We start from the raw sequence: 8,489 nt of genomic DNA, 5'->3' as shown, positions 1-8,489 counted from the left end.
AACGGCGGAATTAACCGGATCCATTTCAATGACCTTTTGACGCAGGTGCGTCAAGCTTATGACGTTGTTCTTCTGGACAGCCCGCCGGTCCTAGCGGTCTCTGACGCCTCGGTTCTGGCTCGCTGCGTTGAGAGTATCATTTTTGCCGTTCGCTGGGAACGAACACCGGCTAATGACGTGTCCAGGAGCATGCAACGGCTCCAGCATGCCAGAGCGAGTGACTTTGTTGGCGTCCTTACCCAGGTGGATAGCCGTCACGGATACCATTATAATAAAAAGCGAAAGGACAGGTCACTAAAAAGGCTTCCGAATCTTTTCGATACACTATCGTAACTTCGGTTATCCATTGGAAGGCTAGTTCATGTGCGGCCGCCATATTTCAGATTTCTCCTGGCCAAACTGAGGAAGGGCGATTACGCGTGACGTTTCTGATGCCTGATACGGCTTCCCATCGCGGTATTCGACAAACAAGGCCGAACCATATGATTGGGCTTGGAGATCCGGACCTTGGTCTTGGTGTCTTGTTCTACGCTGTTGCAATGGTGACCGAACGCGTCGCACCGGTAAAGATCACTGATTTTTTGATCTTGATTGCGATGTTCGTCTACGGACGGCCCTCGGCGTCACTGTCAATACGCCGATCAGTTGGATGGGATCTTGCTATCCTGTTCCTGCTAGTCTCGTGGTGCATTCTAGCCGGTTCACTTTCCGGGTTTGAGGTCTCCTCGGCTCTTAAAACAGCATTCAGATTTCTGCTCCTTTTCCTGCTGCCCATCCTCATCTGTTTGTTGGTCAATAAGCAAAATTTTGTCAACGTGATGGTGGGTATGCTGCTGGGGAGCTGGTGCTATTTTGCCGGGGTTTTTTCAATGGAGCTCATCGGCATCGACACCGGTTATGTTTTCCCAGGTGAAGACCTTGGCGCTTCGATCGACCCAAGTAACACCAACTTGATCAAATGGGTAATAACCCCCCCTGTCGTTTTGCTGGCGGTCCTATTGATTTGTTGGGAAGGGTTTGATGCCGGCTTGCGCCGCCTTTGGATATTCGCTACGGCGACGTCGATGATAGCCTCAGTGTTTTTGGAATCCAGAACGTCCGTTGCGGTTTTACTATTGTCCATCGGCTTTTTCGTTGCCTGCCGGTTGATCTCGAGCATAGACAGTAGGCTAATTCCCGTACTGGCTGCGGCAGTTTGCGTAGGCATTCCTGTACTTCCATTATTTGGACCTGCTGTTGTTGACTGGCTTGGTGACGAGGCTGCGGTTGCAGCCAGCCCGAGCAATGCTGAGCGTCTCTATATGATATCTGTCGCTTTGGACTGGATTGGACAGCGACCCATCTTCGGAAATGGATGGTTAGATTTTCACGCGCTTTATGGTCCTAACTTCGAGTTGATGTTTGGCTATCAAGCAGTTGTTGACAATCCTCATAACATCTATCTTGACCTGGGACTGTCCTTTGGAATTCCGGCAGCGGTCCTTTTTGCTGTTCTTGTTGGGCGCTTGGCAAGCCATGCGGTGAAAACAATTGATTTCGATGTTATTCTGGCTTTGAGCGCTATCACGACTTTCTATGCGATTTTACCACTCGCGAAAGAAGCGCGGCTGATGACTACAGTTTTATGGATGTTGGTTCTCGCGCAGGCTACTGCAGATCCTCCGGTGGTCCAGCAGACACCCCGACGTCGAAGCCTTGGAAATTTCTGGCGCCGATAGCCGCATAGAGTGTGTAGCCAACCCAGCTTATATTCGTCCTCGCGGGCAAATGTGCTGATTTTTGAACCTTAAGCACCAACTGATGCCGAGGCGCGGCCATGACTTCAATCCCAGCTTGTGCTCCCCCAGGTCATAACTGGAAACTTGTCTTTGCCGATGAATTCAACGGCAGCATCGTGGACGCAACCAAATGGGCGGATCATTCGAGTTCGCAAAGCGATAGCGGCCATGGAAATCCTAAAAACGGGCAGCTCGAATGGAATCACTTCCCTAACATCAGTGTTTCCGATGGAATATTGACTATTACCGCTAAGCGTGAGGCTTATACATCTGCTGCTGGAACTCAATACGAATGGACATCCGGGCTTCTTTCCTCCTCGCCTTCATTTTCTTTCCAATACGGCTATATCGAAGAACGAGCGATGCTTCCCACCGTCAAAGGATTCTGGGCCGCTTTCTGGACATGGCAACAACCTGGAGGTGACACTTGGCAAGAAGTCGATGTTTATGAATATTACTCGAACAGCCCGAAAAAACTTCATTTAACATCGCATGTCGGATTGCAGGGCGGTACGGTTTACCGCGTCTCGTTCGACCCGTCGGCTGATTTCCATGTTTACGGCGCTGATATTCAACCTTGGGGAACGACGTGGTACATAGATGGAGTTCCGGTCGGCTTCGTGCCAGGAGGCCCGTCTGCCCCGACGAACATCATCACCAATCTGTCAGTGTATGGAAAAATCCCTCCAGCAGTCACGACGGATAGTGCAGTGAAAAAGGTCGATTATATTCGTGCCTACTCGTATGACCCGGATGCGAAAGCTGAAGCGGATGCACTTCCTCCTCATGGTACGCATAGGTGTGGCAACGCGGATATCATGCAGAACGGCATATTAGGTTTAATCGATACGGGGATGAGCCATTCTGGCGTCACCTTGAAATTCGTTTCCTATACGGGTGCCGAGATTGACCGATCTGTCTTTAATAACAAGCTGTGGGACGATAGGACCCATGGTCTCGCGCTTCCGAGCACGCCGGGATTCACTGGCCATGCCACGCTGGTGCATGTCGATAAAATAGCGTTCAACGTGGGACCTGGGACTAACGATCTCGGAAACTTGGTGGCATTGTGACGGACATGCACGTCGGTGTTGTGCCGTGGCCCAAGACCTCCAGCAGGGGTGAAAGTCACGCTATAGGGTAGGACCTTCCAGCTCTGGTACATCGCCTATTTCGAGAACTTCAGCGAGGCCTCGGCGGAGCACTGCCGCATCCTCGCCGAGGAACCCGATCAGATCAGGGCGGATACTATTTTACACTGGGTTCGACACATTGTGCCGAAAGCCGTTTCATACGAATACGACATCACCGGCGGCGAGAGTGCTCACTCCGACGAGAAAAAAGGTTTCGGAGCCTGTGCTATACTTTACGGTCCATGCTTCTCCTTGATGAACCAGCTTGGCCCCCTCGCCGAACCCCTCAAAACGTAAAACATCGCCGCTCGCGGTGCCATTGCCTCGGAAATCCTTGATCAAGTCGCCCGCGACTTCACCTTTGTGGAAGACAAAGGTGTCGTTTCCACCGCCGCCAGTCATGTTGTCCCGACCAAAACCGCCGGTCATGAAATCTCTGCCGATATCGCCAAGAATGATATTGTTCAAGGAATTACCGAACACCGTCGCCCCTGCGTCCCGATCGATAGTCAGGTTCTCGATGTTGCTCCGCATCGTGTGGGACGAGGATGACAGGATGATCAGGTCGGTACCCTGTCCGGCATATTCGATCACCTTGTCGCCATTGCTGTTGACGAGATAGGTATCGTGCCCGATGCCGCCGAACATCGTGTCTTCACCGCCATTACCAACAAACTTATCGTTACCGCTCGTGCCCCGCATCGTCTCGGTCCAACTTTTCCCATAGAGCGTCTTCGTTGCGGCCGGGGTAGTTTGCCAGTCTCCCGGCGTCGGAGTCGGCGTCGGGATGGGCATAGGTGTTGGATTGGGCGTCGGGGTGGGCTGGTTCGCTCCAGGGCCGTCGTAGCCGGGCTGCGGTACAACTGCTTTGGCATCTGTGTCGTACGAATAGGCTCGAACGTAATCCACCTTCTTCGTTGCCTCAACGGTCGTGCTATCAGGCTGGATCTTCGAGTAGACAGCCAAGTTGGTAATGATATTGGTCGGTGCGGAAGGTGCGCCGGCCACCGATCCGACCGCTACGCCATCGATGTAGAAGGTCGTGCCGGTAGGCCGGATATCAGCGCCGTATGTGTGGTATGCGGTCGAGGGGTTGAAGGGCGAATTATAGATAACGTTCCCTCCGGACCCCACATGTGAAGTCAAGTACAACCTCGAAGGATTGTCGGAGTAATATTCGTAGACGTCAGTTTCCTGCCACGAATTACCCCCCGGCTGCTGCCATGTCCAGAAAGCGGGCCAGAAGCCCTTCTCAGCGGGGAGTAATGCACGCTCTTCAATGTAACCGTATTGAAATGCGAATGATGGAGAAGAAGAGAGAAGACCAGAGGTCCAGTGATACTTATTCCCGGCTTCAGAGGTGTAGCTTTCGCGCTTGGCTGTTATCGATAGTGCGCCATTATCCACCGATATATTGTTGAAGCTATTCCATTCTAGCTGCTGATTTCCCAAGTTTCCATGGCCGGCATCAGCTTCAGCGCTGGAATGGTCCGCCCATTTTGTCGTATCAACTTTAGTTCCATTGAACTCGTCATCGAAAACAAGCGTCCAAGACCGCCCAGCAGGAGCGATTGCAGGTACCAAACCCATGTCTGACCTTTAGATTATGTTAATACTATTTCCTTGCAAAAAAGAGTGACACGAAACTATTGGGTTAGGGTGTGATAACCTGATCGTATAAATTCAACTAAGTGGTCTTAATAATATTTATCTAATTTCAAGAATCTTGGGGTCTGCCCGAGGAATCAATTGCTTCCGTCAATCTTCAGACACGTCAAGTTTCGGACGCCGACGAAGACAGAGCAGGACTGCTCGGTTCCGGCTGGCATCGGATGCACGGTGCTGCCCACCATGACATTGTCCAGGCAATGACGGGAGGGATGCGGTTCCGGCGCCGTTCAATCGGTTTGTTTTTCTTCGTCCATCACCAGCCGGTGCAGGGTCGCGAGGATCTCGTCGGCTTTCAGGTGGATCGGATTGAAGCCGCTGGCCGCCGAGACATCGCCGAACAGGTGGTTGCCGGACTGGGAAGCGCCGACGAACGACATCGACCAATCGGGGAAGACGCGGCCGTCCACCGGAGCATAATCCAGGACCAGGACTTCGCTGTGCCGCTCGTCCCACTGGATGCGTTCGAAGGTTTCTGACACTGCCGAGGACGGGCCTTCCAGGACCTGGGCGAAGCAGCCGCTGTTGAACAGCAGCGCTCCGGTGACACCGGCTCTGGCATTGTTGCGGCGGGAGCTTTTCAGGATCTGATGAACGCCTTCGACGATTTCGTCGTTGGTTCCAGGCATGGCGTTGCGGCTGAAGTAGACGAGACGATGGACCTGTTCGGACATGAGAGTAGTAACCTGTCGGAGTTTACGGATGGGTGCTGCGGTTGAAGATTGCGGCCAGATCGGACGCGGGAACGGGTTTGCTGAGAAGATACCCTTGGATATCGGTGCAGCCTTCCGCCCGCAGGCGGTTCAACTGCTCCTCGGTCTCGACACCTTCGGCTGTTGTGGAAATGCCGAGGCTGATGCCCAGGCCGATGATCGCCTTCACGATGGCGGCGCTGTCGCCGTCGGTCGGCATGTCGCGGATGAACGACTGGTCGATCTTCACCTTGTCGAACGGGAAGGAGCGCAGGTAGCCGAGGCTGGAATAGCCGGTACCGAAATCGTCCATCGCGATCCGGATTCCGAGGCTCCGAAGCTGGTGCAGGATCGCGAGCGTCCCGGCGGTGTCATCCAGCAGGACGCTCTCGGTAATCTCCAGCTCCAGCCGCTCCGGCGGCAGTCCGGAGGTGGCGAGCGCCGCCGCGACCGTTTCCACCAGACCGGCCTTGCCGAACTGCATGGGCGACAGGTTGACCGCGATCCGCTGGTTGCCGGGCCAGCTCGCCGCTTCGCGGCAGGCGGTCAGAAGGACCCATTCGCCGATCTGCGAGATCAGGCCGATCTCTTCGGCGACGGGAATGAATGCGGCCGGGGATACCATGCCGCGCTGCGGATGGCGCCAGCGGGCCAGCGCTTCGAACCCTACGACCTGTTTGTCGAGAAGGCTCATCTGCGCCTGGTAGTACACCTCGAACTGGCGGAGCGCGAAGGCTCGGCGGAGGTCGAGTTCGAGCATGCGCCGAGCCTGGGCGCGGGCATCCATCTCCTGTTCGAAGAAACGGAACCGCCCCCTTCCCTCTTCCTTGGCACGGTACAGGGCAAGGTCCGCGCTCTTCAGGAGGCGGTCGGGATCGTTGCCGTCGTTGGGCGGAAAGGCGACGCCGATGCTGACGCCGATGTTCAGGATATGATCGTCGACGAGGTAGGTCCGGCCGATCAGATCGACCAGCCGCTGGGCGAGCGCCTTCGCGGCCTCCGGCTGTTTCGGGGAGCGCTGGAGGATGGCGAACTCGTCGCCGCCGAGACGGGCGACGAGATCCGTCTTGCGGACGGTCGCGCGCAGGCGATCCACCACGCGGCACAACAGCTTGTCGCCGATCGGATGTCCGAGGGTGTCGTTGACGGCCTTGAAGCGGTCGAGGTCGAGCAGGAGGAGGGCGGTTTCGGTGCCGTCAGGCTCGGGGCCGGTCAGCGCCGTGCCGATCTGCTCCTTGAGGACCACCCTGTTCGCCAGCCCGGTCAGGGCATCCCGCCGCTCGGTCATCTCGGCCGGGGAACTTGACGACTTGTCCTCGACCAGGACGAGGGTGCGCCCGCCACCGAACGTTACCGGGTTGACCGGCAGGATCCGCCCGTCGAGCGACTTGAGGGAGCGCACGGCGCCCGACGCGACGCGGGAAAGGTCGGGACCGCCAAGGCCCGGATGATTGGACAGGTTGAAAAGGGTCCGGAACGCGGCATTGGCGAAGGAGACGAGGCCATCGGGTTCGAGGATGGCGAAGGCGCAGGGAAGCCGGTCGCAGACTTCCATCAAGGCATCATGGGGAGGAAGAGGCGGCTGGACGGTAGGCGTGTCATGCCCGACGGCGGGGTCTCTGTCCGGGAAACTCTCTGTCAGATCTTGCATGACGCTTACACCCATAACTGCAATCGCCAGCAGTTATGGGTGCGCTTTAGTGAAGAGATCGTGTATTTGCCGGTAGAACCTTGCGCCTACTCTATTCGGACGCAGAGTAATGGCGCTTGGTATTACGCAGCCGGTAACAATTCTTTCGTATAGAGCGTTTGTCCTTCCAGATCCTTCAGGCTGACCAGCATGACGCCTTCCCCATCGATGTCCACCTGACCGAAGAACTGGTAACCGGCGCTCGGCGGCAGGTTGGATTGTCCGTCGGGCGGGGCTTTGACGAACATCAGCTGGGGACCGAAGGTGTTGTCCAGACCGTTGGGACCGAAGGTTCCGGCATTGAGGGGGCCGGACACGAACTCCCAGAATGGGTCGAAGTCCTGGAATTGCGCCTTGTTCGGGTCGTAGTAGTGGGCGGCGGTATAGTGGACGTCCGCGGTCAGCCAGACCGTATTGCGGATGCCGTTCCGGCGGATGAAGCTCAGCAGATCGGCGATCTCCAGCTCACGTCCCAGTGCCGGCCCGTCGCTTTGAGCGATGGCTTCGGATCCGGTCTTGGCGGTGCCGTTGTCGTAGACGATCACACCGATCGGCATGTCGGCGGCAATCACCTTCCAGGTCGCGTCGGATGCCAGGAGGGCCTGCTTCAGCCAGCGGATCTGCTCCGCTCCGAGGAAACGTGTGTCGGGACCGGGTTCGCTCTGGGTGTTGGCGGTGTTCGGTCCGCGATAGCTGCGCATGTCGATCCGGAAGACGTCGAGATGCCGGCCATATGAGAACTTGTTGTAGATCCGGTCACGGTTGCCGGGGTCCCGGCGGACCGGCATGTATTCGAGGAAGGCGCGCGTACCGTTGGCGGCGAGGACGGCGACGCTCTTTTCCTTATAGCGCTGGTCCGCGTCCATCCGCTTTTCCCAGTACCAGTTGTTGGTCGCTTCGTGGTCGTCCCATTGGGCGAACATCGGCACTTCGGCATTGAACCGGCGCAGGTTGTCGTCCAGCAGGTTATAGGCGTGGTTGCCCCGGAAGTCGTCCAGCGTCTCGGCGACATGGGCCTTGGCCGGTGTCACGATGTTCTTCCAGATCCCTCCGCCGGGCAATTCCTTGGTTTCCGACAGCGGGCCGTCGGCGTAGATCGTGTCGCCGGAGTGGATGAAGAAGTTCGGCTCGGTCCGGCGCATCGATTCGTATATCTTCATGCCGCCAAGGTCGGGATTGATGCCGTAGCCCTGCCCGACCGTATCGCCGGACCAGACGAAGCGGACGGCGCCGCCGGACGAGGCCGTGCGGAACTGGCCGGTGACCGGTTCGCTGACGCTTTTCAGGTCGGACAGGTCCTGGAAGCTGACGCGGTAGAAGACGCGCTGAGCGGAGGGCAGGTCCGAGAGGTCCAGATGGGCCGTGTAATCGGTATCGGCCAGCGCCAGCGGACCGGAGATCCGACGGGCATTGCGGAAGCTCTCGGTGGTCGAGACCTCCACCACCATGCGGGCCGGCCGGTCGGCGCGGCTCCAGACGATGGCGCGATCGCCGGAGAGATCGCCGGCCTGAACGCCGTAGGGCATCG

General features: G+C 57.0%; 6 protein-coding genes. 2 read left to right on the top strand and 4 right to left on the bottom strand.

Annotated elements, in window-relative coordinates; translation table 11 throughout:
- Positions 1-419 precede the first annotated feature (419 nt).
- Positions 420-1,718, top strand: a complete 1,299-nt coding sequence (locus tag AC5JJ6_RS30525; protein ID WP_496045664.1) for an O-antigen ligase family protein — start codon at positions 420-422, stop codon at positions 1,716-1,718.
- Between the two features lie 98 nt (positions 1,719-1,816).
- The gene (locus AC5JJ6_RS30520; protein WP_496045663.1) at positions 1,817-2,851 is read left to right on the top strand and encodes a glycoside hydrolase family 16 protein; all 1,035 of its coding nucleotides are present in this window, start codon (positions 1,817-1,819) and stop codon (positions 2,849-2,851) included.
- A gap of 216 nt (positions 2,852-3,067) precedes the next feature.
- Here the strand turns inward: AC5JJ6_RS30520 and AC5JJ6_RS30515 are convergent, their stop codons facing one another.
- The 4 genes from AC5JJ6_RS30515 to AC5JJ6_RS30500 all read right to left on the bottom strand — a co-directional run.
- On the bottom strand, positions 3,068-4,501 hold the full coding sequence (locus tag AC5JJ6_RS30515) for a family 16 glycosylhydrolase (RefSeq protein WP_496045662.1): 1,434 nt from the start codon (positions 4,499-4,501) through the stop codon (positions 3,068-3,070).
- A gap of 308 nt (positions 4,502-4,809) precedes the next feature.
- Complete coding sequence (locus tag AC5JJ6_RS30510; RefSeq protein WP_496045661.1) at positions 4,810-5,253, bottom strand: BLUF domain-containing protein; 444 nt, start codon at positions 5,251-5,253, stop codon at positions 4,810-4,812.
- Between the two features lie 22 nt (positions 5,254-5,275).
- On the bottom strand, positions 5,276-6,922 hold the full coding sequence (locus tag AC5JJ6_RS30505; protein ID WP_496045660.1) for a putative bifunctional diguanylate cyclase/phosphodiesterase: 1,647 nt from the start codon (positions 6,920-6,922) through the stop codon (positions 5,276-5,278).
- A gap of 122 nt (positions 6,923-7,044) precedes the next feature.
- The coding region (locus tag AC5JJ6_RS30500) for an alkaline phosphatase D family protein (protein WP_496045659.1) at positions 7,045-8,489 on the bottom strand (1,445 nt) is incomplete at its 5' end.

The organism is Skermanella sp., from assembly GCF_059503625.1.
The sequence above is the reverse complement of the archived record's forward strand: the minus strand, read 5'-3'. Positions and strand labels throughout refer to the sequence as shown.

Excerpts from the sequence above, each read along its gene's own strand:
- AC5JJ6_RS30515 (WP_496045662.1), bottom strand. The coding sequence starts at position 4,501 with ATGGGTTTGGTACCTGCAATCGCTCCTGCTGGGCGGTCTTGGACGCTT.
- AC5JJ6_RS30510 (WP_496045661.1), bottom strand. The coding sequence starts at position 5,253 with ATGTCCGAACAGGTCCATCGTCTCGTCTACTTCAGCCGCAACGCCATG.
- AC5JJ6_RS30520 (WP_496045663.1), top strand. The coding sequence starts at position 1,817 with ATGACTTCAATCCCAGCTTGTGCTCCCCCAGGTCATAACTGGAAACTT.
- AC5JJ6_RS30505 (WP_496045660.1), bottom strand. The coding sequence starts at position 6,922 with ATGCAAGATCTGACAGAGAGTTTCCCGGACAGAGACCCCGCCGTCGGG.